Below are 24,441 nucleotides of genomic sequence, written 5' to 3' on the forward strand. Positions count from 1 at the left end.
CAAAGCAACCGCTAGGAGCACCCTTCCCCGACTGCACTGGCGGCGTTGATCCAGCCGCGAAATGTACCGCCCTTGAACACCAGCGAGGTGCCATCCGGCCAGTCCACCCGTTGCCCACCGCCCGCGCAATCTTGCGACGCGAAAGGTGGCGCGCCAACCAGCTTGGTCATGGCCGGAAGTGTTGAATGGTCGGTACGCCCGAAATCTATGCGCTGCACACGGTCCGTCAACTGGATGCCGCTTTCATCAAGCCTATAGGGGATAGGATCAGGGCGCGGAGTGCTTGGTGCAGTTGGCATACAGGCCGCCAAAACCACCACCAGCCAAAGTGCGCGCATTACTTTGGGGACCGTTTGGCCAGAATACGCTGCAACGTACGGCGGTGCATGCTCAAGCGGCGCGCGGTTTCCGAGACATTGCGATCGCACAACTCATACACCCGTTGGATATGCTCCCAGCGCACGCGGTCTGCGGACATCGGGTTTTCCGGCGGAGGAGGCAAATCATCTCCGGTCGCCAATAACGCATTGGTCACATCATTTGCATCAGCCGGTTTGGACAAATAGTCCGTGGCGCCGATTTTGACCGCAGCCACAGCAGTGGCAATCGCACCATATCCGGTAAGCACAACGATCTTGGCGTCAGGGCGTTTTTCACGCAAAACTTCCACCACGTCCAAGCCATTTCCATCCCCCAAACGCAGATCAATTACCGCATAAGCAGGTGGACGAGCCGTCGCTATTGCGCGCCCCGCAGCGACAGTTTCAGCGGTTTCGGGGGCAAAGCCCCGTTTTTCCATTGCGCGGGCCAAACGGCGCAGAAAAGGCTCGTCGTCGTCGACCAAAAGCAACGAATTATCATCGCCGATGTCTTTTAGCGCGTTGTCACCCATAGCAAATTCCTCCGGTGGCCCTCCCCTACAAGGTGTATGTTGCAAGGGAAGGCGCGTCAAACATTACCGCAAATGAGGCTTTGGCCTAGCTGCTCGCTTTGACGTAGCAGGCGACAGTATCGGCGATCTGCTCTGGGGTGGTTTCACGGCGGAAAAACTCCACGAACCCCTTCTCAGGCAGGACCAAATAGGTGAAGGTCGAATGGTCCACAAGATAGTAGTCAGGGTCGCCAGGTTGCTTTTTGTAATAGGTTTTATAGGCCTGTGACGCAGCCTTCACCTGTTCCGCCGAGCCGGTTAAACCCAGCATTTTCGGGTGCATAACATCGGTGAACTCCGCCACGACTTCTGGGGTGTCGCGCTCTGGGTCGATGGAGATAAACAGCGCGCTTGCATCCACTCCACGATCCGCCAACACATCCAAAGCTTCGGCGTTACGCGCGGTATCCAGCGGGCAGACATCTGGGCAAAAAGTATACCCAAAGTAGACTAACGACGGCTCGGTGATCACATCCTTGTCGGTTACAGTCTTACCGGTTTCGTCGATCAACTCGAACGGCCCCCCGATGTTGCCACCCGCCACGGTTGTGGCACGGCAACTGGCGAACTCGTCGTCGCTGCCTTGGTTCATGGCGACATATATGCCGGTGCCCCCCAACATAACAGCAACAAGCCCTACGGCCGTAACAGAATAGATACTTTTCAAAATGAATGCTCCACGGGTGTGTCTAATCACCTTAGTTGATCCGCCATTCAGCGGCATGTATCAATCGGTCATTATGACGCTGATGCTCACTTCTTCGCGATGGTAGATTCCACCTTCAACCTTTCAACACAACGGGTTGGCAACGGTGTGGTCCGGCTACGTACGCTGATCATTTTGCGCTGGTTTGCCGTTATGGGCCAAACCAGCGCCATTGGCGTCGCCGGTCTGTACCTTGGGTTGCAGATAGAATTGGGCATGTGCGTCTTGGCCATCGGTGCTTCGGTGACCTCCAATATCGTCGCACATTTCGTTTATGCTCAGAATCACCGGTTGACCGAACAAGAAGTGCTGGTCACCCTGCTGTTTGACATCAGCCAGCTCGCGTTCCTGCTGTATCTGACTGGCGGTTTGAACAACCCGTTTGCCTTGTTGATGCTGGCCCCCGTCACCGTATCTGCGATGACCTTGAGGGCAAGCAGCACCTTCTTTTTGGGCGGGTTGGCCGTGTTGCTGGTCACTGTGTTGGCATACTACTATGTCCCGCTTCGCAGCGACCAAGGGTTTGTGCTTCGGATGCCCCAGTTGTTCGTCGTCGGATTCTGGGTGGCGATGGTGACGGGAATCGGGTTCTTGGGAATCTATGCCGCCCGAGTGACCGCCGAGACCGCCTCGATGAGCAAAGCACTGCTGGCCACGCAAATGGCCTTATCCCGAGAGCAAAAGCTAACCGACCTTGGCGGGGTTATCGCCGCCGCCGCGCATGAGTTGGGCACCCCATTGGCGACAATCAAATTGGTCAGCGCAGAGCTGATAGATGAGTTGGATGACCCTGTTTTACGCGAAGACGCGACTCTCATTCGAGAGCAAGCCGATCGCTGCCGAGACATTCTGCGCTCTATGGGGCGGGCGGGAAAGGACGACCTGCATTTGCACACCGCGCCCTTGAGTTCGGTCATCACAGAAGCCGCCGAGCCACACGCGAATCGAGGCATAGATCTGCACTTCAACTTCGGCTCGACGGAAGATCATGCAAAGAAATCTCCCGAAATTTTTCGCCGCCCCGAAATCATCCACGGCATTCGCAATCTGGTGCAAAATGCAGTGGATTTTGCGAGTGCCAATGTTTGGCTAGAGGCCAAATGGTCGGATGAAATGGTAACCCTACGCGTGTTCGACGATGGGCCGGGATACCCGTTGGATTTGATCGGTCGCATTGGCGATCCCTTCATCCGGCGCGGCACAAAGCGCAAGAAAGACGCCTCTCGGCCAGAGTACGAAGGCATGGGGCTGGGGCTGTTTATTGCCAAGACACTTCTGGAACGATCTGGTGCTCAGGTCAGCTTCACAAACGGTCCAAGGCGCCCTCGCAATCCATCCGAGCCAAGGTTTGGCGCTATCGCAGAAATCAGCTGGCCAGCTGCGTCAATCGTAAGGTCCAGCGGTGTCTCCACCGCCTTGGGCGAGAACAAACCCATAGAGATTTAATCAAGCCTTAATGAATTTGAGGTCAGGTCATTTGCGATGTCGGCATCGAAGGTGACTCTCATGGCAAATCTACTGTTCGAATTCGCAGCCACCCTCTCATTGGGTATGCTTCTTGGGGCGATGACTTTCTACTCTTGGAGTAAGCTAAAGGCCACGCAGGATGACACGCCGAAAGATCAACTGGAGTTTCGCTTCGAAAACCGTGAACTGGTAGACGCTTGCCCACGTGCACGGCGATCCCTTAGCCTCGAAGACTTGGACGAAGACGTGTATCATCAGCTGATTGATAGATTGTCTCGGATATTTCCTGACCTGCCGCAACGCTTGGGCGATTCGTCTCGGCACAACGCAAAGTTCACCCTAAACGTATCCACACAGAACGGTCCTGCCGTTTTGGAAGTCGACGCCCACGGCAGCAGTTTGAGCTTGCGGATGTCAGGGATCGAGGCACCATTGTCCCACAAAGTTCTGGTGGATAGCGATCAGGCTGCAGCAGCCGCAGCAGAACTGACGGTCCTTCGCGCAGCCGTTAACGCTGCTCCATATCTGTCTTGGCGCGAAACGGCTGATGGAACGCTTGATTGGGTCAATCAAGCCTATGCTACCATTGCCGAAGACACAAAATCTGCGCGCAGCTCTGAATCTTGGCCTCCCCCAAGGCTTTTTCACGATGGGCCGATCACATCAATGGGCGAGGCACCGTTAACCAAACGGTCGACCCTAGAGATGCGCTCTGGCGAGACACGCACTTTCGAAGTCCTCCGGTATGGAAACGGGAACGGTACTTTGAATTTCGCTGTGGATGTTGGGGCAACACTAAGGGCAGAAGAGTCCCTGCGTCAGTTTGTTCAAACCTTAACCCAAACCTTCGCGGCACTTCCGATCGGCTTGGCGATCTTTGACAAGTCCCGCTCCTTGGTGATGTTCAACCCTGCGCTTATGGATCTCACTCATCTCGATCCTGTGTGGTTGTCTTCTCGCCCGACCTTATATGACTTTGTAAATCAGCTGCGCGAAAACAGAATGCTGCCTGAACGACGGGATTTCGCAGACTGGCGCAAGAAAATCACCGAGTTGGATAAATCCGCTACAGACGGAAGCTACTGCGAAACTTGGGCGCTTCCGACCGGACAGACATACCGTGTTTCAGGGCGGCCACATCCGGAGGGCGCAGTTGCCTTCTTGATTGAAGACATTACCGCCGAAATGAGCCTGACGCGCAAATTCCGCCGCGAGTTGTCGATGAACCAAACGCTTTTGGATCATCTGCCCGAAGCCCTCGTCGTCTTTGGCGACGACGGCGTGATCACCATGACAAACGCCGCCTATGATGCTCTTTGGGGGACCGATCCCGAAAATGTGTTGGGCCAACTCACCATCACAGATGCAACGCGCCTTTGGCAATCAGCCAGCGCCCCCAACCCGATATGGGGGGATGCCCGCGATTTCGTCTGCACCCGAGGAGAACGAAGTGCATGGACCGATACAGCAACGCTGTCAAACGGGCGCATTGCGACTTGTCGCTTCGAACCATTAGCGGGGGGGGCCACATTGATCGGCTTCAACACGACCCCTGCGCCACAATCGGCCTTGCCCCAGCGACAGCAACCTTCCCAACTTGCAGTAGTTTCACCCTGATCAACGCTTGAAGGTACGGCGCGTTGGCGTAAAACTGCGCAGCATGACAGCCAAAGCCGAAATTCAGAACCGCCAAGCAACAGATCAGACCACTTGGGCGTCTGATCTCGTCAACCCAGAGGCCACGGCAAATCTTGCAAATGCGCTGGCTACCCAAGCGACTCCAGGCTTGACGGTGCTTTTGGAAGGTCCGGTTGGTGCAGGGAAAAGCTATTTCGCTCGCTGCGCAATTCAATCTCTGATGGCACAAACTGGCATGATCGAAGACGTGCCTTCCCCTACTTTTACATTGGTTCAAACCTATGAGTTAGATCAACTGGATGTCTGGCACGCCGACCTCTATCGTTTGACCAACCCCGACGAGCTGATCGAACTTGGCTTGGAACAGGCATTTGACACCGCCTTGTGTCTTATCGAATGGCCTGACCGATTGGGCGACTTGCGCCCCGCTGGCGCATTGAACATATCCCTAACACCAGATGCCAAGGACCCTGATCGCCGTTTCGTGCAGATCAACGGTCCCTCAGAAATAGTAACGCGCCTTATTGCCGCGATGGAGACCCAATAGGATGACCCTCACCCGACACCGCTTGGCCGAGGAATTCCTTGCCACAACAGACTGGAAGAACGGCATCGCGCGCCCATTGGCCGGAGATGCGTCAAACCGAAAATATGAACGTGTCACCGCCGAGGGATTGCCAACTGCGGTGTTGATGGACGCCCCCCCCGAAGCAGGCGAGGACGTAGGTCCCTTCCTCACCATCGCACAACATCTGTCCAGCTTGGGCCTCAGCGCCCCGACTATTTATGCACAGGATGTCACGCATGGGTTCTTGCTGATCGAAGACTTGGGGGATGGCCTTTTCGCCCACGTGCTCGACCACACCCCAGACATCGAAGACGCACTCTATAGAGCTGCAGTTGATGCGTTAATCGTGGCCCAAAACGCGCGCCCGCCCAAGGTGCAGCACTACGACGTGACCGCGATGACAACCACCGCAATGCTGGCCGTGGATTGGTATTTGCCCCATGGCACCGGAAGGGCCACCCCAGAAGTGCTACGGCAAGATTACGAAAGCTTGGTTCGCGGAATGTTGTCACGGCTGATGCTTGGCGATCCGGTTCTGGTTCAGCGGGACTACCACGCAGAAAATCTTTTGTGGCTCCCGAACCGCGAGGGTCCTGCCCGCGTGGGTTTGCTGGACTTCCAAGACGCGATGCTGGGGCATCCTGCATATGATTTGGCATCCCTGTTGAAGGATGCGCGGCGCGATGTGGCCCCTGAAGTGCAGCGCGAAATGTTGCAGTATTTCATCGACCAAACCGGCGCGGATGCTGCGGTCTTTTCAGGCGCCTATGCTGCCTGCTCAGCACAGCGGAACCTACGAATCCTTGGGGTCTTTACCCGCCTGTGTGTGCGCGATGGAAAGCCAGATTACCCTGATTTGATACCTCGTGTCTGGCGAAACCTTGTTGAGGATCTTCAACACCCGAGCCTGACCGAATTGCGCGACTTCGTGCTCACCAATGTTCCTGCCCCCGAGCCAACAGTTCTTGCGCGTATAAAGGCGGCCCAAAATGGGTGATCCAACGTCGGCCATGGTCTTCGCAGCGGGCTTTGGCACACGCATGGGCGCGTTGACGCAAAGCCGCCCGAAACCCCTGATCGAAGTGGCGGGCCGCGCATTACTGGACCATGCTTTGGATGTGGTCCGTGACGCTGAAGTGCGCGCGGTTGTGAATGCTCACTACAAATCCGACATGGTGGCAGCCCATCTCAACACCCGTCCAAACGTGGAGCTTTTGGTAGAAACCCCAGACATCTTGGACACAGGCGGCGGGTTGAAAGCAGCCCTTCCCCACCTTGGGTCAGACCCCGTGTTTACTTTGAATTCCGATGCAGTTTGGGCAGGACCAAACCCGTTGGACTGCCTGCGCAATGCGTGGCAGCCAGAACGGATGGGTGCCCTTTTGCTATTGGTGCCTCTGGCGCGAACGGTGGGCTATACGCGCGCAGGAAACTTTGCCGTCGACAACGAGGGACGGCTAACACGCGATACCAACGGCTTGGTCTACACCGGCGCGCAAATATTGCACACGGATGGGTTGGCGCAAATCACCGAGACGCAATTCTCGCTCAATCGCCTCTGGGATCAAATGCTGCCAAGCAAACAGGTCTACGGGGTCGAATACTCTGGCTACTGGGCCGATGTTGGCACCCCAGAGGGCATCAAGCTTGCAGAAGACATGATCGAAAAGCACCCGCATGTTTGAGCCATCATCAACTGCGCGTGTCTTCGCCCTTCCCTCTGGCGTCGATTTCCCCGCGGCCCTTGTGCAAGGGCTTTTAAGCAGAGCGACCGGCGCCCGCCCTCATGAAATGACGCATGTAGAGCTATATGTGAACACAACGCGGATGCAGCGACGCATCCGAAGCCTATTTGCCCAACGAAATGCCAGCTTTTTGCCTAAACTGCGGCTGATCACGGATTTGGGGCACGCAGAGAGCAGAATCGATTTGCCCGATGCCGTGAACCCTTTGGTGCGGCGATTGGAGCTAGCGCAACTGGTCCGCAGCCTGATCGAACAAGAACATGATTTCGCAGCCCGCGCCCATACATTCGATTTGGCAGACAGCCTCGCGGGATTGATGGAAGAAATGCAAGGAGAGGGCGTCCACCCCGACCGTTTAAGCGAATTGGACGTCGAGCGCCATTCCGCCCATTGGGAGCGCAGCCAAAAATTTCTTAAACTAGTTACTGACTTTTTTGGCTCTGACGTGCCGCTAAATGCCGAGGCGCGTCAGCGGGTTATCGTCAATCAACTGATTGACAGATGGCAAGTCTCCCCGCCTTCGCATCCGGTGATCATCGCCGGTTCCACCGGATCGCGAGGCACCACGAGACTGCTGATGGAAGCGGTCGCAAAACTACCCCAAGGCGCACTGATCCTGCCCGGTTTTGACGTCGATATGCCAGATCGAGTTTGGCGACAGCTGGATGACAATTTGACCAGCGAAGACCATCCACAGTACCGTTTTCGTGTTCTGCTTCGCGCATTGAATATCTCGCAAGACGACGTGCCACTTTGGGATCAAACGCGCCCCGCCTCACCGGCTCGAAACGCGCTTGTTTCACTGGCGTTGCGCCCAGCCCCCGTCACAGATGAGTGGTTGACCGAAGGCCCCAAGCTGCCCGATTTACCCGAAGCGACCGCCGCCATCACGTTGATTGAAGCCCCCACTCCGCGTTTAGAATCCCTCGCCATTGCGCTGCGTTTGCGTAAAGCCGCGCAAGACGGCAAAACCGCCGCGTTGATCTCACCCGACCGGATGCTCACACGGCAAGTCACCGCCGCTTTGCAACGCTGGGGGATAGAGCCGGACGACAGCGCAGGGATCCCGCTTCCACAATCGCCAAGCGGGCGAATTTTGCGTCAAACGGTCGAATTGATGGGGCGAAAACTGCCCTCCGACAAATTGCTTGCCGTGCTGAAGCATCCGTTGGTCGCCCATAGCGCACGTGGCAAGCACCTCAAGCACACGCGCGATATGGAATTGAAGCTCCTGCGTGGAGGGACCCCTTTTCCGACGCGCGATGATGCATTGGATTGGGCGCGGAAACGCAAATCTGACGAAGACGTCCAATCTTGGATCAATTGGTTGTGGGACATTCTCGATGCTCTGCGTGCCAGCGAGACTGCGGACCTTACCGATCATATCGAGCACCACATCGCCCTGACCGAACGCCTGTGCGCCGGTCCCGATAGCATTGGCGCAGGCAGCTTGTGGGACAAGAAAACTGGCGAAGAAGCCGTCAAAGCGGTGACAGGGTTGCGCGACGCCGCCCATAGCGGTGGCGAGATGAGCTGCGCGGAATATGGCGATCTGGTGCATTTTGTTCTGAACCAACACGAGGTTCGCGACCCCAATGCCCCACATCCCGATATCATGATCTGGGGCACCTTGGAGGCCCGCGTTCAAGGGGCCGATATGGTCATTTTGGCGGGATTGAATGATGGGGTTTGGCCCGAGTTGCCGAAGCCGGACCCATGGTTGAACCGGCAGATGCGCCAAGACGCAGGATTGTTGCTTCCCGACCGGCGCATCGGGTTGTCGGCCCATGATTTCCAACAAGCAATTTCTGCGCCCGAGGTTTGGCTAACGCGCGCCAAGCGCAACGCGGAATCCGAAACAGTTCCCTCTCGGTGGGTCAACCGCATGACCAATCTGTTAAACGGCTTGGACGGCGCCGGGGTGCAAGCCCTAGAGGGCATGCGCAAACGTGGGGTTGAATGGGTGGAACTTGCCGCGGCTCTGGACCATCCTCGCGCGCAAACACCGCCCGCGCCGCGCCCCTCGCCGGTGCCGCCTGTCATTGCCCGCCCAAAAATGCTGCCGGTGACGCAGATCGAAACTCTCATCCGCGACCCCTACGCCATATATGCGCGCTACATCCTGAAACTGCGGCGACTGGAGGATTTGCATGCCTCCGCTGATGCCCCATTGCGCGGACTTGCGTTGCACGAAGTGTTGGACCGCTTCGTCAAAGAAACCACGACACATCTGCCCGAGGACGCAACGGACCGGCTGACCGAAATCGCCGATCGCACCTTCGCCGAGCTGGTCCCTTGGCCCGCCACGCGCGCCATGTGGCACGCCAAACTGGCCCGCGTAGCCCCGTGGTTGATTGATAGCGAGCGCAATCGCAGGCAATTCGCCCGACCATTGCGCCAAGAAGACAAAGGCAGCGTTGCATTGGACGGATTGGATTTCACCTTGGAAGGACGCGCCGACCGCATCGATGAAGCCCCCGATGGCGCATTGTTCTTATACGACTACAAGACGGGTTCCCTACCAACAAAGCCGCAACGAGAGCACTTCAACAAGCAACTCCCATTGCTTGCCGCTATCGCAGACCGAGACGGTTTCAAGGGTCTAATAAGGCGTAAAGTGCTGCAGGCTGACTACATCGGCCTTGGCTCTGACCCCAAGCAGGAAGGTGACCGATTTGAACACGGCGACTTGGACAAAATCTGGAACGAACTCACAGAATTAATTCGTGCATATATGGAACCGGATAAGGGGTACTCGTCCCGCCGCGCCGTATTCGAAACCCGTTGGGAGCAAAGCTACGACCACCTCGCGCGCTTTGGTGAATGGGATGAAACGGATGAAGCACTTCCCATGGAGGTTGGCTCATGAAGCGCGATGCCGCCACTCAGGCGCAGGTTGCTGCTGCCGACCCCAAGGCTTCGACTTGGCTCGCGGCCAACGCCGGATCGGGTAAAACCCGTGTGTTGACCGACCGAGTGGCGCGGCTGCTTTTGGACGGGGTGCCACCGCAACGCATCCTTTGCCTGACCTATACCAAGGCCGCTGCGTCCGAAATGCAGAACCGGTTGTTCCAGCGCTTGGGCGATTGGGCCATGATGCCCGATGACAAACTTCGCGGCAGCCTTCAGGCCCTTGGCGCGACCGATATTGCGCCAGAGGTTATGGCCGACGCGCGCCGCTTGTTTGCCAAGGCCATCGAAACCCCGGGCGGGTTGAAAATCCAGACGATCCACTCTTTTTGCGCATCCCTGCTTAGACGGTTTCCCTTGGAAGCTGGCGTGTCCCCAGCATTTGCAGAGATGGACGATCGCGCGGCCAGAACCCTACGCGAAGATGTTTTGGAGGAAGTGGCACTTCAAGATCCCGCCGCGATGACTGCCTTTGCGCGCTACTTTAGTGGCGCGGAAATGGACGGGTTCTTGCAAGAGCTTCTGGGCCGCAAGGAACTGTTCTTCCCGCCCATCTCGGAGACGGATCTGCGGTCTGCTGGCGGGCTGGCTGATGGCGTGACCGAAGATACAATTCTGTCCTCAGTCTTTCACGGCAATGAGGCTGAATTGCTACGCGACGTGGCCGCAGTGTTGCAAGCCTGCGCAGGCAAAACCGACACGCAACTGGGTCTAAGCCTTGCGCATTTGGACTGCAGCTCGCTCGATCTAGCCTTGTTGCCGAGGCTGGAAAAACTGTTCCTTGGGGCGTCGGGAAAATCCGAAGGCTTGCCAAAGGCCCATCCCCCCACCAAAGGCGCAAAAGAGGCACTTGGCGCCTTGTTAGACCCTTTTGATGCCCTACGTATGCGCGTCTCGGAGGCCCGCCCATTGCGTTTGGCGCTTGCGGCCCATCTGCGAAACGCTGCGCTGCACAAATTCGCGCAGGCCTATCTGCCGCGCCTCGAAAAGCATAAGCAAAACCGCGCATGGTTGGACTTTGACGACTTGATCTTGAAAGCCCGCGCATTGCTCACCGACCCCAGTGTCGCAGCTTGGGTGTTGTTCCGTTTGGACGGCGGGATTGATCATATCTTGGTGGACGAAGCCCAAGACACAGCCCCACGCCAATGGGATGTTGTGCGGTTACTTGCGCAGGAGTTCACCTCCGGCCAAGGGGCGCGAGCGGACACAGAACGCACGATCTTTGTGGTCGGGGACCAAAAACAATCAATCTATTCGTTCCAAGGCGCTGATCCCGATGCTTTCGAAGCCATGCGCGCCCATTTCGACGAAGCGCTCACAGCCATCGGGCACCCGCTGCAACGCCAAGACCTGCTACATTCCTTCAGGTCCTCCAAAGCAGTGCTGGATCTGGTCGACGCCAGTTTCACAGGGGACTTGATGCGCGGCATGGGCGACAGGGTAGAACATGTCGCCTTCAAGCAAGATTTGCCCGGTCGGGTGGATCTGTGGGATTGGATCGAGGAAACCGAAAAGGCCGACAAGAAAGATTGGTTCGATCCCGTTGATACGGTCGGCGATGATCACCATTCGGTCCTATTGGCCCGTCAGATCGCGGCAACAATCAAAGACCGGTTGCAGCACGGGCAGATCACCGAAGTGAAGCGCATCGATGGACGGGATACCCAAGTCACCCGCCGGATCGAGGCTGGCGATTTCCTAATTCTCGTGCAGCGTAGATCAGCCTTGTTCCATGAAATCATTCGCGCGTGCAAAGATTTGGGCCTGCCGATGGCCGGTGCAGACCGATTGCGGATCGGGGCAGAGATCGGCGTGAAGGATTTGGTCGCGATGATGCGCTATCTGGCAACGCCTGAAGATGACCTGTCACTGGCCACTGTCTTGAGGTCCCCTTTATGCGGCTTGTCGGAGGCGGAGTTATTCGATCTTGCACATGATCGCCCCAGCTACCTAACCCGCGCACTTGAGGGGCAAAAAGACCGGTTCGCCCATGTCACGGATATGCTGCAAGACCTGCGCAACTCTGCGGATTTTTTGCGCCCCTATGACCTGTTGGAGCGGATATTGACCCGCCACGATGGTCGCGACAAACTTCTGTCCCGTTTGGGCATTGAGGCCGACGAAGGCATTGCAGCCTTACTGGATCAGGCCATGAGCTACGAACAAGCCGACATCCCGTCATTGACCGGCTTTCTGGAATGGCTGGCCCGCGACGAGGTCACCATAAAGCGCCAGATGGACAGCGCCGGAAACGCGATCCGCGTGATGACGGTTCACGGGGCCAAAGGGCTGGAAGCCCCGATTGTCATTTTGCCGGACACCGGTCAGATGAAGAACGACGTGCGCGATGACATTTTGCACCGCGATGGTGTGGCGTTTTGGAAAACCTCTTCAAAGGAATTGCCTTCTGCGCAGCTGGAGCTGACCACTGACATCAAGACCCGTCAGCGCGAAGAGCGGATGCGGCTGCTATACGTGGCGATGACGCGAGCGGAAAGCTGGCTCATTATTTGCGGTGCAGGGAAGCCGGCAAAATTTGCTGATGGCGGCTGGTATGCCGTTGCAGAGGCCGGAATGGCCAGTTTGAAGGCCGATGACGGGCGGTTGGAGCATCTAAGTTGGCCCGAAGATTTGCCAACCCGCGAAAAAGAGGCCGCAGCCGTGCTGGCCACCCTGCCAGACTGGGCGCAGCAAACCGCTCCGGATCGCCCGCCAAGCCAAGAGCCCCTGTCGCCGTCAAAGTTCAACGGAGCCAAGGCCTTACCTGATCCCAGCGGGACCGCGCTATCGGAAGATGACGCCAAGTTGCGTGGCACCGCATTGCACCGGTTGCTGGAACATCTTCCCAACGCCGCAGACCCGATGGATCTAGCGAACCGTTTGGGTCGATATGGCCCCAACGACGAAGATTTGTTTCCTCTGGCGCAAGCGGTTTTGGAAGCCCCTGCGCTGTCGCATATCTTCGCAGATGGAACCTTGGCAGAGGTAACATTAACCGCAAAGCTGCCCAGCCTTAACGGGCAATCCGTTTTGGGGACCATCGACCGGCTGATCATTGAAGATGATCGAATCCTAGCCGTAGATTTCAAATCCAATGTGGTTGTTCCGCCGTCGGCTCATATGACTCCGTCAGGAATTTTGGCGCAGATGGGGGCCTATTTGGAGATGCTGGAGCAAATCTATCCGGAAAAAACCATAGAGGTGGCCATTCTTTGGACGCAAAACGCCCAGTTGATGCCATTGCCACACGACATCGTGAGGTCCGCACTGGTCTCGGCCCATACATCTTGACGCCACTCGCAGGGCTACCTACGTTCCTCTCAACGATACACTCACCCATTCTGGAGATCACACCATGGCTACTGTCGCAGCAACTGACGCAACTTTTGACGCTGAAGTCCGCAATTCGGACATCCCTGTAATGGTCGATTTCTGGGCCGAATGGTGCGGCCCATGCAAGCAAATCGGACCAGCATTGGAAGAATTGTCCGCTGAGTACGAAGGCAAAGTAAAAATCGTCAAAGTAAACATCGACGAGAACCCGAATGCTGCCGCCGCTGTCGGGGTGCGCTCTATTCCGGCACTGTTTATGTTCAAGGACGGCGAAGTCGTGTCCAACAAAGTTGGCGCTGCTCCGAAGTCCGCTTTTGACAGCTGGATCAAAGAGACGGTCTAAACCGGCCTGAAACTTACTGAATTGGGGCGCACCTGTCGGGTCGCGCCCCTTTTTTGTTGCTGCCTTTGTGTTCGGATCAACTCATCCGCAATGTTGATCGCTTAGGCCTGGAAGCAGGGGGCGAAGAACTGTGATTGATACCGTCGCCTCATCCAATCTCCACTCGGCCGTCGGTGGGAAGAGAAATCCGCCGTCGGACTTGTAGACCGGACCTGCCGACCAAAAGGAATTCACTTTTCCACATTGGATAAACTCGAAGCCCATTTGTTCGAGTTGGTTCTTAGACAGTGAGGCTTTCGTGACCTTGGCCCCTTTTGGCTTGGTTGCTTCAAAGGCCTTTGCCACCCTGTTTTGAACTTTGCTCCAACGCACGGATCCGGCCCATTTGCCATTATCAAAGCGGGCACCTTCCACACTGCATACTTGGCCCACAAACCCGTTTACTCTGGGGTTATTGACCAACGTCAGGTACAGTCGCCCCACATCGGTATCAACCGTGCCAATTTCCATATGATTTAGCCTAGAAGAGGGCTTTAGCAAGCGCGTCATTTCTGTCGGGGCCTTGCCGCTTTTTCGGACTTGTTCACACCAGTTGATCACCGTTTCAAATCGAACAGAACTGGCCATGGCGGGGGCGGCCACCCAAGTTGAAAAAACCAAGGCAGCCAATACCGGCGCAAATGTGATTCTGGATAATCGGATCATTTGAAATTCCTTATGTAATACAAAGCAATTTATCGACCCGAGAGCGTCACTTCGCAAGTCCCCAACGAAAAGAGCCCCAACCAATTTTGGCAGGGGCTCTCTTACAGGCATTTAGGAAAGTTTAGTTGGTGAACTCTGGGTAGGCTTCCATGCCCAGCTCTGCCATGTCGAGGCCCATGACCTCATCTTCCTCAGATACACGGATGCCCACGATTGCTTTCAGGACAAACCAAATCACACCGGACACCGCGAAGGTGAACACACCCACCACAAGGATGGAATAAAGCTGAACGCCGATGCTTGCAGCGCTGTTCGTGAAGACAACCGCAATCGTGCCCCAGATACCCGCCATCAAGTGTACCGGGATCGCACCCACTACGTCATCGATTTTCAGCTTATCAAGGAATGGAACCGCGAAGACCACGATCACACCGCCAACAGCGCCGATCAAAGTAGCCGCACCCAAGGAAGGTGTCAGCGGCTCGGCCGTGATGGACACCAGACCGGCAAGCGCACCGTTCAAGACCATTGTCAGGTCGACTTTCTTATACAGAAGTTGCGTCAGGATCAGCGCAGCCACGGCACCACCTGCAGCTGCAGTGTTGGTGTTCGCGAAGATACGGCTGATGTCGCCAACATGGCCGGCTGTGTTCATATACAGCTGCGAGCCACCGTTGAAGCCGAACCAACCGAGCCACAGGATAAATGTACCCAATGTTGCCAAAGGTAGGTTGGAGCCCATGAATGGCACCGTACGGCCTTCTTTGTATTTGCCGATACGTGGCCCAAGGATCAACGCGCCAGCCAAAGCTGCCCAGCCACCGACCGAGTGCACAACTGTAGAGCCCGCGAAGTCTTGGAAGCCCATGCCGTCCAAGAAGCCACCGCCCCATTTCCAAGAGGCTTGGATTGGGTAGATAAAGGCCGTCAGGGCAATCACGAAGAACAAGAATGGCCACAGCTTGATGCGCTCTGCCAATGTGCCAGATACGATCGATGCGGTTGTGGCACAGAACATCAGTTGGAAGAAGAAGTCGGAACCGACAGACGCATACGTCAGGTCAGGCGATGCCTCTTCCATGCCAACGGGTTCCAAACCCGCAGTGGAGAACGCACCAAGGATGCCGTCAATGGACCAACCATCGCCGGGGTACATCAAGTTGTAACCGATAAGGTAATAGGCAATCGCGGCCAGCGAAAACAATGCGATGTTCTTCGTCAACTGCATCGCCACGTTCTTGGAACGCACCAAACCTGCCTCCAGCATGGCGAAACCAGCCGCCATCCAAAAGACGAGGAAGCCCGCCACAAGGAACATAAACGTGTTGAAGATGAAGCCGACCTCGGCAGTCACAGGCAAGATTTCCGCGTCTTGGGCCAGCCCCATGGTCGGAAGCGCCGTCAGCGCCGCAACAATGGGTAGAGTTTTTGAGAGTTTCATAAGTCAGGTTCCCCTTACGCCTTACAGCGCGTCTTCGTTGGTTTCGCCGGTGCGCACGCGGACGGCATGCGTCACATCAAGCACCAAAATTTTGCCGTCGCCGATCTTGTCGGTTTTCGCGGTTGTTGCGATCGTCTCGACAACTTGATCTGCCATCGATGCCGCGACTGCGATTTCCAGCTTCACTTTCGGCACAAAATTCACGGCGTATTCTGCGCCGCGGTAGATTTCCGTGTGACCGGATTGAGAGCCAAAGCCCTTCACTTCCGTCACCATCATTCCGCGCACACCGATGGCGGTGAGCGCTTCGCGAACCTCCTCCAGCTTGAACGGCTTGATTGCTGCTATGATCAACTTCACTGTTTTCCCCTTCGTTTTCGCCCCGAAGCCGAGACACGTATGAAGGCACAACAGTCCCTGACCCCGCGCGCTTCAACGTTGAGGGCGTAGATTTTGGGCAAAATTGGGGGGCGCGGCATTATTTTTTGCACAAATTTTAGCCGAAGCTTAATTATTAATCGAAATTGAGACCCGTCGAGCGAAGACTTCCCCTCTACATCTTCTTCACCCCGCCCTATATTAGGCCCAACAAAAAGCAGCCTTGAAGCGCAGGTACATGAGCAACTCCGGACGAAAGAAGCCCACCTTGGTGGCCGATAAACGCTATAACAAAGCGCCAGCAGCGAAGCCGAAGCCCAAAGCAAAGGCAAAGGCCAAGCCGAAAAAGCGCGTGGTCAGACGCCAAGCTGCGCCTAAGAAACGCGGGTTGATCGGATGGATATTGTTCCCATTCATCTGGACCCTGCGCTTGATTTGGCGCCTCACGTGGCGGATTACCGCCGTCGGCGCCATCCTTTTGGCGGCTGCTGTGGCCTATACCTATGCGCAGCTTCCTCCTGTAGAGACCTTGCTTGACGGCCGCACCCGCGGCTCGGTGACCTTACTGGATCGCGAGAACGTCGTGTTCTCATGGCGCGGCGATAACTTTGGCGGCGCAATCCGAGCCGAATCCGTAGCCCCCGCTTTGAAAAACGCGGTCATCGCCACAGAGGACAAACGATTCTACTGGCACCTCGGACTGTCCCCGCGCGGCGTAGCTTCGGCGATGCGCATCAACATGCGTGAAGGCCGCAAGCCATGGAAAGGCAACGGCGGCTCGACGCTGACACAGCAAACCGCGAAACTGATTTGTCTGGGCGTTGAGTTTGACCCCAAGAAATGGAAAACCGAAGCCAAATACGAAGCCGACTGTCGCCGCACGACTTTGGCGCGCAAGGGCAAAGAAGCGCTCTATGCGCTGGCGATGGAAGCCAAGTATTCCAAGAATGACATCCTGTCGATCTACCTGAACCGTGCTTATCTGGGCGCGGGCGCGCGTGGGTTTGAGGCCGCATCCAAGATTTACTTCGCCAAAAGCGCCTCTGAAGTCAGCGTGCCAGAAGCCGCGATGCTGGCGGGCCTTCTCAAGGCGCCAACTAAATATGCGCCAACAAACAACCTGCAACGCGCCCAAGACCGTGCGGCCACGGTGCTCAAGCTTATGCGAGAACAAAGCTATATCTCATCCGCAGATGAAGCCGCCGCAAATGTCGCCCCCGCAACCTTGTCCAAAGCGGCCCAAGCCCGCGCAGGCGGGTATTTCGTCGATTGGGTCATGGACACCGCGCCCGACTTTTTGGCGAAGGACACCACAGAAGACGTGATGATCCGGTCAACCTTCGACAGCCGCCTGCAAAAGGCCGCAGAGGACGCGTTGGACCACATCTTCGAGAACAAAGTCCGCCAAGGCTCCAAAGCGCAGGCCGCGATTGTGGTTATGTCGCCAGATGGCGCCGTGCGTGCGATGGTAGGTGGACGGCAGGCAAAAGTATCCGGCGCATTCAACCGCGCGGTGCAAGCGAAACGACAAACGGGTTCGGCGTTCAAACCGTTCGTATATGCAGCGGCGATGGACTTGGGCTTCCAATACGATTCCGTTGTAGAAGACGCAGAGGCCTGCTTCCATACTGCAGGCTCTGGCAATTGGTGCCCCAAAAACTACACGAACAAATTTAAGGGCGACATGACGCTCACCGACGCGTTGGCACAGTCAATCAACACTGTCGCCGTCAAAGTGTCCGAAGAAGTGGGTCGCGACAACGTGCGTCGCGTGGCAGAAGCCTTTGGCATCGACAACGAGTTGGCTAACGGGCCAGCCTTGGCACTTGGCGCGTCAGAAAGCACCTTGCTGGAAATGACGGGCGCCTACGCAGGCATCTTGAACGGTGGGCGCGCGGTGTCTCCTTACGGCATTCGAGAATTGCGCCTGAAAGGGGATCAAGACGCACTCTTTGGCCAAGGCGGCGGCTTTGGCGATCGCGTGATTTCCGAGAACGCAGCTCAGCAGCTGACCTACATGATGTACCGCGTGGTGAACGACGGCACTGGCAAACGCGCCCAGCTTGACGGCCGCGAAGTCGCTGGAAAAACCGGAACGACCAACGCCGCGAAAGACGCGTGGTTTATCGGCTTCACCGCGCAATATGTCGTAGGTGTATGGATGGGCTATGACGACAACACGCCCCTTAAAGGTGTGACCGGCGGAGGATTGCCTGCCGACATCTGGAAAGAGACAATGACGCGTGTCACTACAGGCCTGTCAGCGGAACCCCTGCCGATGATCCGCCCTGCAAACCCACCGCGTGTGACGCGACCAGAGCCGGTTCAGCAGCAAACGACCGCACGAAGCACCCCGGGAAACGGAGGCAATTCGCAAGGACAGCAGAACTTGGAGAATGTCACCGAGCAGATCATCCGCGATGTGGGAAGTCTGCTCAGGAACATTTTGGGCGGGAATTAACCCAGCTTGTTGAGATCGGCCGTTAGCTTGCCAATATCGCCGCGACGTTTATCCAGCATCGCGCCGATTTCGGCACGCTCTGACGTCAAAGTGTTCACCCCTTCAATGATGATATTGAAGATCTTTGGCTTGCCGGATTTATCAGACACCAACCAAGACACTTTGAACGGGGCAGAGCCACGTAGCTTGGCGGTGGATTGAACCTCGATGTTGCTCTTGGACTTCCGAGAGCCCTCGACAATAATCTTCCCACCAACGAACTCGTTGAAACGGTTGCCATATTTGCGGGTGAAATACCCTTTGAACGCCTTCACATATGCCTTCACTTCAGCCTTGCTGGCAGTGCGCCGCGCAGGGCCCAAGGTGGTCAGGGCGATGATGTTCACATCTGCGTAGCGCTCGAACACCCGCTGAAAGTCGCGTTGCATAGCGCTTGCGGACTTACCCGAAGCGATGATTTTGTTGATGTCAGACACTGCGGAATCAACAAGCTTTTCAGCAGCAGCGCCGCTGATTGCGAAGGCCGGAAGCGGAAGTGCGGTCGCGGCCAAACCGGCAACAATTGCGCGGCGGGAGAAAAGATTATTCTTCACCATAAACATCCTCATATGGGTCGTCGTAGTCAGGCTGCTCCCCACCGGAAAGTGTGAAGCGCCGGTTTTGCAAGTACAACAGCCGCGCCTGTGCGTAGCTGTCTTCACTTTCATATAGGACCGAGTCTATCAAATCAGAATACTGGTAGCGATCACCAAAGCGTGCAGCGACGCTGGCCCCCGTTCCAGCCGTGCGTAACGCGCCTTCGGTGCCGAAATTCAGAGGGTTTAGCAACAGGTCAACCACCCGCCCTGCAGCGTGGCGTTCGGTCGACGGACCCACAAGCGGAAGCTCTACATAGGCCCCTTCTGGCGCGCCCCAAACATGCAGCGTTTCGCCAAAATCCGTACCCCGGTTTTCCAAACCCGCATCGGTGGCAACATCCAGCAGCCCACCAAACCCAAGTGTCGTATTTACCAAAAAGCGGAACGTGTTGTGGCCGGCGTTCTCAATCCTGAACTGCAGCAAATTATTCAAAACTTGCCCAGGCAGGTTCAGGTTGGAGGCAAAATTGGACACCCCTTTACGCACAGGCTTTGGAACAATCGTCCCATAGCCTTTGGAGGTCGGGCTGACGAACACTTTGTCAATTGATCGGTTAAGAGAATGCGTGCCGCGATTTTGCTTTTCAATCGGGTCATTCACCCCAACGCCAATCGGCGCGGCAGTACACCCCGCCACCAAAAGGGCGAAAACGGACATAGCGCAAAGGCGCTTTGGCAAATTGGACAGCAGCTTTTTCATTTTCCCACCAGGGTCGTCGGTAATTCGGATGTGGCGCTATATGAAATGAAAGACCCAAGCACCAGAATACAAGTCACAAACACTCAATCTTTTGAGAATATGAGGACAGAAAGGCACAATTCAAGTCAGTTTTCACTTCCAAGTGACGCAAAACTAGCATCCCTTTCACAAAATCAGGTTAAACCCTACAGCTATGAGAAGAGAACAAAACCACGCTGGAAAGCTCGAACTGAACGCCGCCCGCCGCGAAAGCCGACCCTTGTTTATCGTCGCTTTCGTGTTCAGTATTTTTGTAAATTTGCTGATGCTCACTGGCCCGCTTTATATGTTGCAGGTTTATGATCGGGTCTTGGGCTCGCGGTCTGAAGAAACATTGGTCGCCCTGTCAATTCTGGTGGTTTTTCTCTACGCGATGATGGGCCTTTTGGACTATGCGCGTGGCCGCATTTTGTCGCGCATCGGTGCACGGCTTCAGGACAAATTGGACCGCCGTGTGTTTTCGGCGATGCTGCGCAAGTCGAACCTGATGCCAAAGTCTGGCGACAACAATACCGGTTTGCGTGATCTGGAGGCCGTGCAAAGCTTTCTATCCTCTCCGGCGTTGCTGGCGTTGTTTGACATGCCGTGGACTCCCTTTTTCCTTGCTGCCATCTTTATATTCCACCCGTGGCTCGGGTATCTGGCCGTAGCAGGCGGGGCTTTGCTGGTTCTGTTGACGTTGATCAATCAGCGCTCGACCCGCCAACCGCAGTTGGAGGCAGGGATTTACGGGCTGCAGGCCAACCGCCTCTCCGACGAAATCATGGACGAAACCGAAGTCATCGCGGGCATGGGGATGCGCGAGGCCAGCTTTGATCGCTGGCAAAAGCTCCGCGCAGAGTCGCTATCGAAATCGGTGCAAAAGGCTGATCGTGCGGGGGTGATCACAGCAACAACCAAGACCCTGAGGTTGTTCTTACAATCCGCAATGCTGGGGTTGGGGGCCTATCTGGTGCTGCAAAATGAAATGACTGCGGGCGCCATGATCGCAGGCTCCATCTTGCTGGGGCGCGCACTTGCCCCGATCGAACTGGCCATTGGCCAATGGGCTTTGGTGCAACGCGCCGCCATGGGGTGGCAAAGTTTACAAGCCCTGCTGACAGAGGTGGCCAATCTGCCCCCACGCACCCCATTGCCAAGGCCGAAGGCACATTTGCGCGGCGAACAGGTGACCATTATCCCCCCCGGGGAACGCCAAGCAACGCTCCGCATGATCTCGTTTGACTTACCGGCTGGTCAAGCAATGGGGGTTATCGGGCCATCAGGGGCTGGCAAATCAACATTGGCCAAGGCGTTGACGGGCATTTGGCCAACAGCCGGCGGGCAAACCCGTTTGGGGGGCGCCGCGCTAGACCAATATGATCCCGACACGCTGGGCAGCCTCGTTGGATATTTGCCGCAAAAGGTCACCTTGTTTGAGGGCACCATCGGGGAGAACATCGCCCGCCTTCAACCAAATGCGGATCCAAATGAAGTCATCAAAGCCGCCCAAAAGGCCGACGCACATGAGTTGATCTTACGTCAGCCTCAAGGATACGACACGCCAATATCAAACGCTCGCGGCCGTTTGTCTGGCGGCGAGATGCAACGCATCGGCTTGGCCCGCGCCCTTTACGGCAATCCGGTTTTGCTGGTGCTGGACGAGCCAAACTCGAACTTGGACAATGACGGCTCGCTCGCGCTCAATTCGGCTATCCGCGCCATGAAATCCGAAGGCGGGTCGGTGATCATCATGGCCCATCGCCCTTCTGCGATCACTGAATGCGAATTGTTGATGGTGCTTGAACAAGGTCAAAGACGTGCCTTCGGCCCCCGCGACGAGATTCTAAAAGGCACCGTGGCAAACCACAAAACCATCACCGGCACCAATACACCCGGAGGTGTAACATGAGCAACAATGCGCGGTGGTCCGCACGTATCCCGATAGCCATTGGCCTTGTGGCAATGGTGGTGTTGGTTGGCGGCTTTGGCCTTTGGTCGGTGCAAGCCAACATCGCAGGCGCGATCATTGCTCCTGGCCGCATTGAGGTCGATCAGAACCGGCAAGTCCTGCAACATCAAGATGGCGGTGTGGTGGCAGAAGTCGCGGTGCGCGAAGGTGCGCGGGTCAAACAAGGCGACACATTGCTGCGCCTTGATGATACGCGGCTAAAGTCCGAACTGTTGATCGTCGAAGGCCAATTGTTCGAGATCATTGCCCGCAATGGACGACTAAAGGCCGAGCGCGATGAGGCCGACGCTATCACCTTTGATCCCCTGTTGATTGACGCCGCACAGGATCGCGCTCAACTTCAACAATTGATCGACGGGCAGCAGCGCCTGTTCGAGACCCGCATAACCTCCGCCAGCCAGTCCATCGACCAGTTGGAAAAGCGAAAAGCCCAAATCGACAATCAGGTCGATGGGGTCCACGCCCAGCAGCGCGCTCTTGAGACACAGCTTGAATTGCTGAACCAAGAATTGGAAACCCAGCAAGACTTGCTCGACAAAGGCTTGGCGCAGTCCAGTCGCATTTTGGCCCTGCGCCGCGAGGAGGCGCGGTTGCGCGGGACTGTCGGTGAATTAAGCGCCTCTGTGGCCGAAAACGAGGGCCGCATCACCGAAATCGATCTGGAAATTTTACGCCTCGCGACCACGCGAAAAGAAGAGGCAATCACCCAGCTACGTGACCTTCAATACCGCGAGTTCGAACTGCGCGAGCAACGCCTCTCGCTCCAAGAACGCCTGTCGCGTCTGGACATTACCGCCCCAGTGTCAGGCCTTATTTTCGGGCTTACCGTCTTTGCTGAACGCGCTGTGATCCAACCCGCAGAGGCCTTGATGTTCATCGTTCCACAGGATCGCCCCTTGGTCATCACCGGCGAAGTAGAACCGATCCATGTCGACGAGGTTTTCTTAGGCCAAGACGTGACTTTGCGGTTTTCAACTTTTGATGCGCGCACCACTCCAGAGGTCTTTGGCACGGTGTCCTCGATCTCCGGTGACGCCTTTCGCGACGACGCCACAGGGCGCAGTTTCTACCGCGTTGAGATGACCTTGAAAGACGGCGAGATGGCCCGATTGGGTGATGTGGATCTGGTACCAGGCATGCCGGTGGACGGTTTCATTCGCACAGCGGACAGATCACCGATGACATATCTGTTGAAACCATTTACCGATTATTTCAATCGCGCTTTCCGCGAAACTTGAATGGAGAATTCACATGTCCAAGTTTGAAGCCCGCCTTGCCGATCTAGGCGTGTCCCTGCCTGATGCTCCGGCCCCTGCCGCGAATTATGTTCCCAGCGTCATTGTCGGTGACACGGTGTATATTTCAGGTCAGATCAGCCAAAACGATGATGGTTTCATAGTTGGAAAAGTTGGAACGGACCTAAGCGTCGAAGACGGTGCAGCCGCGGCCCGCACCTGTGCGATTTCGCTTCTGGCGCAATTGAAAGCCGCCTGTGGTGGGGATTTGGACCGCCTTGTGCGCGTGGTAAAACTCACCGGTTTTGTGAACTCTACTCCGGATTTCACCGAGCAGCCGAAAGTCATCAATGGCGCGTCAGACTTCCTTGTGGAAGCGTTAGGCGATGCGGGAAAGCACGCACGCTCCGCCGTGAGCGCCGGCGCATTGCCCTTCAATGTCGCGGTTGAAATCGAGGGTATCTTCCAGATCAAGCCATGACCCTGCCCGCTTGCTTTTTGGCCCGCCCGATTGCGCATCGCGGGTTGCACGACGCACCCCAAGGGGTGATCGAAAACTCGCCCTCGGCGTTTGAGGCCGCAATCGCTGCCGGTTACGGGATTGAGTTGGACGTGCAACTGTCCTCTGACGCTCAGGCGATGGTGTTTCACGACTACGACATGCGCCGCTTGACTGGGGAACGGGGCGCGATCCAAACCCGCACGGCACAGGTTGTGCGCGGTATGACGTTGTCCGGTAGCACCGACACGATCCTCGACTTGCCAGCCGTGTTGAAGCTGGTCGACGGACGCGTACCGCTGTTGATTGAGCTAAAGGACCAAGACGGCGCAATGGGTCCGAATGTCGGCCCGTTGGAGCAAGCGGTCGCGACCGCATTGGAAGCCTACCAAGGCGAGGCGGCGTTGATGTCCTTCAACCCGCATTCAACAAAGCTGATGTCGACTTTGGCCCCCCAACGCGCGCGCGGGCTGGTGACCAGCTCTTATGCCCCGAAAGACTGGGCGCCCCTATCAGCAAAGATATGCAACCATCTGCGCGACATCCCCGACTATGAAGACAGCGGGGCCAGCTTCCTGTCGCATGAGGTAGCCGATCTTGCCCGCCCCCGTGTGGCCGAGTTGAAAGCGCAGGGCGCGGATATCTTGTGCTGGACCGTAAGATCGCAGGCCGCAGCCGATCAGGCCATGAAAATTGCGCAAAACATTACCTTTGAAGGCTTTGTCCCTGCTTGACCCTGCCCCCCGAAGG

At 56.5% G+C, this 24,441-nt stretch carries 21 protein-coding genes; 13 read left to right on the top strand and 8 right to left on the bottom strand.

Features of this window, described 5'->3' with window-relative positions; genetic code table 11:
* Positions 1–11 precede the first annotated feature (11 nt).
* The 3 genes from Q0746_RS08110 to Q0746_RS08120 form a co-directional block, all read right to left on the bottom strand.
* Positions 12–338, bottom strand: a complete 327-nt coding sequence (locus tag Q0746_RS08110) for a hypothetical protein (RefSeq protein WP_298259052.1) — start codon at positions 336–338, stop codon at positions 12–14.
* Positions 338–892: an ActR/PrrA/RegA family redox response regulator transcription factor gene (locus Q0746_RS08115; protein ID WP_298259054.1), complete on the bottom strand. Its 555-nt coding sequence runs from the start codon at positions 890–892 to the stop codon at positions 338–340. Before Q0746_RS08115 ends, Q0746_RS08110 begins: the two co-directional genes overlap by 1 nt.
* A gap of 85 nt (positions 893–977) precedes the next feature.
* Positions 978–1,598: an SCO family protein gene (locus Q0746_RS08120; RefSeq protein WP_298259056.1), complete on the bottom strand. Its 621-nt coding sequence runs from the start codon at positions 1,596–1,598 to the stop codon at positions 978–980.
* A 99-nt stretch (positions 1,599–1,697) separates the two neighbouring features.
* On the opposite strand from Q0746_RS08120, the gene regB reads away from it, so the two are divergent.
* From regB to trxA, 8 genes are all read left to right on the top strand, one after another.
* Positions 1,698–3,083 (top strand): sensor histidine kinase RegB, encoded by a 1,386-nt coding sequence (regB, locus tag Q0746_RS08125; RefSeq protein WP_298259057.1) that lies wholly within the window; start codon positions 1,698–1,700, stop codon positions 3,081–3,083.
* Between the two features lie 60 nt (positions 3,084–3,143).
* Positions 3,144–4,721 carry a PAS domain-containing protein gene (locus tag Q0746_RS08130; RefSeq protein WP_298259058.1) on the top strand — a complete coding sequence of 526 codons (1,578 nt, stop codon included), beginning with the start codon at positions 3,144–3,146 and terminating at the stop codon, positions 4,719–4,721.
* Positions 4,722–4,764: 43 nt separating this feature from the next.
* A complete protein-coding gene (gene tsaE / locus Q0746_RS08135; RefSeq protein WP_298259059.1) occupies positions 4,765–5,289 on the top strand; it encodes a tRNA (adenosine(37)-N6)-threonylcarbamoyltransferase complex ATPase subunit type 1 TsaE in 525 nt (174 codons plus the stop codon).
* Position 5,290: 1 nt separating this feature from the next.
* The gene (locus Q0746_RS08140) at positions 5,291–6,307 is read left to right on the top strand and encodes a phosphotransferase (RefSeq protein ID WP_298259061.1); all 1,017 of its coding nucleotides are present in this window, start codon (positions 5,291–5,293) and stop codon (positions 6,305–6,307) included.
* Positions 6,300–6,995, top strand: a complete 696-nt coding sequence (locus Q0746_RS08145; protein WP_298259063.1) for a nucleotidyltransferase family protein — start codon at positions 6,300–6,302, stop codon at positions 6,993–6,995. The genes Q0746_RS08140 and Q0746_RS08145 overlap by 8 nt, the downstream gene beginning before the upstream one ends.
* The gene (gene addB / locus Q0746_RS08150) at positions 6,988–9,924 is read left to right on the top strand and encodes a double-strand break repair protein AddB (RefSeq protein ID WP_298259065.1); all 2,937 of its coding nucleotides are present in this window, start codon (positions 6,988–6,990) and stop codon (positions 9,922–9,924) included. Before Q0746_RS08145 ends, addB begins: the two co-directional genes overlap by 8 nt.
* On the top strand, positions 9,921–13,259 hold the full coding sequence (gene addA, locus Q0746_RS08155; RefSeq protein WP_298259067.1) for a double-strand break repair helicase AddA: 3,339 nt from the start codon (positions 9,921–9,923) through the stop codon (positions 13,257–13,259). Before addB ends, addA begins: the two co-directional genes overlap by 4 nt.
* 64 nt (positions 13,260–13,323) lie before the next feature.
* On the top strand, positions 13,324–13,644 hold the full coding sequence (gene trxA / locus Q0746_RS08160) for a thioredoxin (protein ID WP_298259069.1): 321 nt from the start codon (positions 13,324–13,326) through the stop codon (positions 13,642–13,644).
* Between the two features lie 81 nt (positions 13,645–13,725).
* On the opposite strand, the gene Q0746_RS08165 is transcribed toward trxA, so the two are convergent.
* The 3 genes from Q0746_RS08165 to Q0746_RS08175 form a co-directional block, all read right to left on the bottom strand.
* The gene (locus tag Q0746_RS08165; protein WP_298259071.1) at positions 13,726–14,349 is read right to left on the bottom strand and encodes a hypothetical protein; all 624 of its coding nucleotides are present in this window, start codon (positions 14,347–14,349) and stop codon (positions 13,726–13,728) included.
* Positions 14,350–14,470: 121 nt separating this feature from the next.
* Entirely contained in the window at positions 14,471–15,790 is a 1,320-nt protein-coding gene (locus Q0746_RS08170; protein WP_298259073.1) for an ammonium transporter, read from the bottom strand.
* 21 nt (positions 15,791–15,811) lie between these two features.
* Positions 15,812–16,150 carry a P-II family nitrogen regulator gene (locus Q0746_RS08175; protein ID WP_298259075.1) on the bottom strand — a complete coding sequence of 113 codons (339 nt, stop codon included), beginning with the start codon at positions 16,148–16,150 and terminating at the stop codon, positions 15,812–15,814.
* Positions 16,151–16,406: 256 nt separating this feature from the next.
* Between Q0746_RS08175 and Q0746_RS08180 the strand changes: the two genes are divergently transcribed.
* The gene (locus Q0746_RS08180) at positions 16,407–18,629 is read left to right on the top strand and encodes a transglycosylase domain-containing protein (protein WP_298259077.1); all 2,223 of its coding nucleotides are present in this window, start codon (positions 16,407–16,409) and stop codon (positions 18,627–18,629) included.
* Here the strand turns inward: Q0746_RS08180 and Q0746_RS08185 are convergent.
* Entirely contained in the window at positions 18,626–19,225 is a 600-nt protein-coding gene (locus tag Q0746_RS08185) for an ABC transporter substrate-binding protein (protein WP_298259078.1), read from the bottom strand. The genes Q0746_RS08180 and Q0746_RS08185 overlap by 4 nt on opposite strands.
* Positions 19,212–19,967 carry a VacJ family lipoprotein gene (locus tag Q0746_RS08190; protein WP_298259081.1) on the bottom strand — a complete coding sequence of 252 codons (756 nt, stop codon included), beginning with the start codon at positions 19,965–19,967 and terminating at the stop codon, positions 19,212–19,214. Before Q0746_RS08190 ends, Q0746_RS08185 begins: the two co-directional genes overlap by 14 nt.
* Positions 19,968–20,160: 193 nt before the next feature.
* Here Q0746_RS08190 and Q0746_RS08195 point away from each other — a divergent pair, with 193 nt between their 5' ends.
* From Q0746_RS08195 to Q0746_RS08210, 4 genes are read left to right on the top strand one after another with little or no spacing between them, the layout of a single operon-like run.
* Positions 20,161–21,897: a type I secretion system permease/ATPase gene (locus tag Q0746_RS08195; RefSeq protein WP_298259083.1), complete on the top strand. Its 1,737-nt coding sequence runs from the start codon at positions 20,161–20,163 to the stop codon at positions 21,895–21,897.
* Entirely contained in the window at positions 21,894–23,195 is a 1,302-nt protein-coding gene (locus Q0746_RS08200; protein ID WP_298259085.1) for an HlyD family type I secretion periplasmic adaptor subunit, read from the top strand. The genes Q0746_RS08195 and Q0746_RS08200 overlap by 4 nt, the downstream gene beginning before the upstream one ends.
* Before the next feature lie 13 nt (positions 23,196–23,208).
* Positions 23,209–23,673: a RidA family protein gene (locus Q0746_RS08205; protein ID WP_298259087.1), complete on the top strand. Its 465-nt coding sequence runs from the start codon at positions 23,209–23,211 to the stop codon at positions 23,671–23,673.
* Positions 23,670–24,425 (top strand): glycerophosphodiester phosphodiesterase family protein, encoded by a 756-nt coding sequence (locus tag Q0746_RS08210; protein WP_298259088.1) that lies wholly within the window; start codon positions 23,670–23,672, stop codon positions 24,423–24,425. Before Q0746_RS08205 ends, Q0746_RS08210 begins: the two co-directional genes overlap by 4 nt.
* Positions 24,426–24,441 lie beyond the last annotated feature (16 nt).

Origin of the sequence: uncultured Litoreibacter sp. (assembly GCF_947487515.1) — a bacterium.
Taxonomy (GTDB): Bacteria; Pseudomonadota; Alphaproteobacteria; order Rhodobacterales; family Rhodobacteraceae; genus Litoreibacter.

What these genes read in the sequence shown, in the direction of transcription:
- Q0746_RS08110 (WP_298259052.1), bottom strand. Translation starts at nt 338, where the DNA reads ATGCGCGCACTTTGGCTGGTGGTGGTTTTGGCGGCCTGTATGCCAACT.
- Q0746_RS08115 (WP_298259054.1), bottom strand. Translation starts at nt 892, where the DNA reads ATGGGTGACAACGCGCTAAAAGACATCGGCGATGATAATTCGTTGCTT.
- regB (WP_298259057.1), top strand. Translation starts at nt 1,698, where the DNA reads ATGGTAGATTCCACCTTCAACCTTTCAACACAACGGGTTGGCAACGGT.
- Q0746_RS08130 (WP_298259058.1), top strand. Translation starts at nt 3,144, where the DNA reads ATGGCAAATCTACTGTTCGAATTCGCAGCCACCCTCTCATTGGGTATG.
- tsaE (WP_298259059.1), top strand. Translation starts at nt 4,765, where the DNA reads ATGACAGCCAAAGCCGAAATTCAGAACCGCCAAGCAACAGATCAGACC.
- Q0746_RS08140 (WP_298259061.1), top strand. Translation starts at nt 5,291, where the DNA reads ATGACCCTCACCCGACACCGCTTGGCCGAGGAATTCCTTGCCACAACA.
- Q0746_RS08145 (WP_298259063.1), top strand. Translation starts at nt 6,300, where the DNA reads ATGGGTGATCCAACGTCGGCCATGGTCTTCGCAGCGGGCTTTGGCACA.
- addB (WP_298259065.1), top strand. Translation starts at nt 6,988, where the DNA reads ATGTTTGAGCCATCATCAACTGCGCGTGTCTTCGCCCTTCCCTCTGGC.
- addA (WP_298259067.1), top strand. Translation starts at nt 9,921, where the DNA reads ATGAAGCGCGATGCCGCCACTCAGGCGCAGGTTGCTGCTGCCGACCCC.
- trxA (WP_298259069.1), top strand. Translation starts at nt 13,324, where the DNA reads ATGGCTACTGTCGCAGCAACTGACGCAACTTTTGACGCTGAAGTCCGC.
- Q0746_RS08165 (WP_298259071.1), bottom strand. Translation starts at nt 14,349, where the DNA reads ATGATCCGATTATCCAGAATCACATTTGCGCCGGTATTGGCTGCCTTG.
- Q0746_RS08170 (WP_298259073.1), bottom strand. Translation starts at nt 15,790, where the DNA reads ATGAAACTCTCAAAAACTCTACCCATTGTTGCGGCGCTGACGGCGCTT.
- Q0746_RS08180 (WP_298259077.1), top strand. Translation starts at nt 16,407, where the DNA reads ATGAGCAACTCCGGACGAAAGAAGCCCACCTTGGTGGCCGATAAACGC.
- Q0746_RS08185 (WP_298259078.1), bottom strand. Translation starts at nt 19,225, where the DNA reads ATGGTGAAGAATAATCTTTTCTCCCGCCGCGCAATTGTTGCCGGTTTG.
- Q0746_RS08190 (WP_298259081.1), bottom strand. Translation starts at nt 19,967, where the DNA reads ATGAAAAAGCTGCTGTCCAATTTGCCAAAGCGCCTTTGCGCTATGTCC.
- Q0746_RS08195 (WP_298259083.1), top strand. Translation starts at nt 20,161, where the DNA reads ATGAGAAGAGAACAAAACCACGCTGGAAAGCTCGAACTGAACGCCGCC.
- Q0746_RS08200 (WP_298259085.1), top strand. Translation starts at nt 21,894, where the DNA reads ATGAGCAACAATGCGCGGTGGTCCGCACGTATCCCGATAGCCATTGGC.
- Q0746_RS08205 (WP_298259087.1), top strand. Translation starts at nt 23,209, where the DNA reads ATGTCCAAGTTTGAAGCCCGCCTTGCCGATCTAGGCGTGTCCCTGCCT.
- Q0746_RS08210 (WP_298259088.1), top strand. Translation starts at nt 23,670, where the DNA reads ATGACCCTGCCCGCTTGCTTTTTGGCCCGCCCGATTGCGCATCGCGGG.